The sequence below is a fragment of the Thiohalocapsa sp. genome, assembly GCF_019695415.1.
In the GTDB taxonomy this organism is placed as follows: domain Bacteria; phylum Pseudomonadota; class Gammaproteobacteria; order Chromatiales; family Chromatiaceae; genus Thiohalocapsa.
The window spans coordinates 1-1718 of record NZ_JAIFKJ010000412.1; the positions used below are offsets into that span (position 1 = coordinate 1).

The window sequence follows — 1718 nt, forward strand, 5'->3', positions numbered from 1 at the left end:
GGGGGCGGTGTGTGCGAACACCCGGGACGTCGGCGCGCGGCACCGCGGCTATGGCGTCGCCGACGACCACTACTGGCTGGTCGGGGGCGCGCTGCACTGGGCGCTTAGTCAGGGCCTGGGGGATGGCTATACGCCGGATCTCGGGTCCGCCTGGCGCGCGCGGTTCGGGCGCAGCGCAGAGACCATGCGGGTGGGCGGTCGCGACGCGGCCGGCGGCGCCGGCTGACCCCGGCCGTCGCGTCGCGGCCAGAGGCCGCTCCCACCAGGCCCGGCTCAGTCCCGCACCCGGCTCTCCCGCACCACCCGGTGCACATAGCCGAGCTTGTCGATCACCGGTCCGGACAGCACGAAGGGATACATGTCCGGCTGCCCCATGCTGCGGCTGAGGCTGTTGAGCGCGAAGGTGAGCGGCAGCCAGTTGTCGATGATCGGCTGGAAGTCGTCGATGGTGTAGGGGTCGAAGTCCGGATCGGAGCGGTGGACGGTCCCGTCCGGTAGCCGGCGCTCGATCTGTACGCCAAAGTGCTCGCTGGTCTCCAGCGTGTCGACGATATGCAGGTAGTGGGCGAAGGTCTCGGACCAGTCCTCCCAAGGGTGTGCCGCCGCATAGGCGCTGACGAAGCGGTCCTGCCAACCCACGGGCGGGCCGTTGAAATAATGCGCATCCAGCGCCTGGCCATAGTCCAGCCGCTCGTCGCCGAACAGGTGACGGAAGCCGTCCAGCCGGCCGCCTTCGCGGATGAGCAGGTCCCAGTAATAGTGGCCGATCTCGTGCCGGAAGTGGCCCAGCAGGGTGCGGTACTTCTCATCCATGTCGAGCCGCATGCGCTCGCGTGCCGCCGCGTCCGCCTCGTCGATGTTAATGGTGATGAGCCCATTCGCGTGGCCCGTCATGACGGGCTGGCCCGGACTCGCATCCAGCGTCGACAGAAACGCGAAGCCGAGCCCGCCTGCCGGGTCCTCTGCCTTGGTGTGCACGGGCAGGCCGAGCCGGAGCAGCCCATAGGCCAGTCGGCGCTTGCTGCGCTCGATGCGAGCCCATTTGTCGAGGTTGCCGGGCCTGGCGAGATTGGGGATGGTCTGGTTCGGCCGGCAGGCAGCACAGAACGCTTCGTTGCTGTCTGCGGGCACCATCCAGTTGCAGACGTTGTGCTGCTCGTAATTGCCACACTTGCGGTAGGCCTGTGGCGCAGGCGGGTTGTTGACACTGGGTGTGGCAGCCGGAGCCGGTCGCTTGCCGAACCAGCGCGCGAAGAGCAGCGGCGCCACCGATCGCTCAGCGGCTGCCGGCTGCGGCATCGGCACTCGCCAGAGCCCGTCGCTGCCCTGTTCCAGCGCAGACAGCCGCAGCCGGTCCGGCAGGAAGCCGAGCGCCGCACCGCAATGGGTGCACTGAAAATTCTCGTAATAGACAGGTTGGCCACAGAACTGACAGGAAAAGGTGCGCATTGAACGAAGTGTGAAGTTTGAAGTTTGAAGTTTGAAGTTTGAAGTTTGAAGTTTGAGGGCCGGGTCCGTCGTTGCATACGCTCTGGTGATGCGGGCGTCGCGTCACGCCTGGGGTGGCTTCTCCACCAGCGCCGCCAATGTCTGCCGGCCGTGCTTCGCCGCCAGTCGCCACCGCCCCAGGCAGATCCCCCCGGTGAGGAGGCCCACCCCCGGCGCGGTGTGCCCGCCGTAGGCCGCACCACCCAAGCCCCCCCCCACGCCCACCCGGG

General features: G+C 67.8%; 2 protein-coding genes. One reads left to right on the plus strand and one right to left on the minus strand.

The window, feature by feature from the left end; all coding sequences use genetic code 11:
* The coding region (locus I6U14_RS11780) for a hypothetical protein (protein WP_296899552.1) at nucleotides 1–226 on the plus strand (226 nt) is incomplete at its 5' end.
* A gap of 47 nt (nucleotides 227–273) precedes the next feature.
* On the opposite strand, the gene I6U14_RS11785 is transcribed toward I6U14_RS11780, so the two are convergent.
* On the minus strand, nucleotides 274–1449 hold the full coding sequence (locus I6U14_RS11785) for a putative zinc-binding peptidase (protein ID WP_296899554.1): 1176 nt from the start codon (nucleotides 1447–1449) through the stop codon (nucleotides 274–276).
* Between the last annotated feature and the right edge of the window lie 269 nt (nucleotides 1450–1718).

Coding starts and splice junctions, on each gene's coding strand:
- I6U14_RS11785 (WP_296899554.1), bottom strand. CDS start 1,449: ATGCGCACCTTTTCCTGTCAGTTCTGTGGCCAACCTGTCTATTACGAG.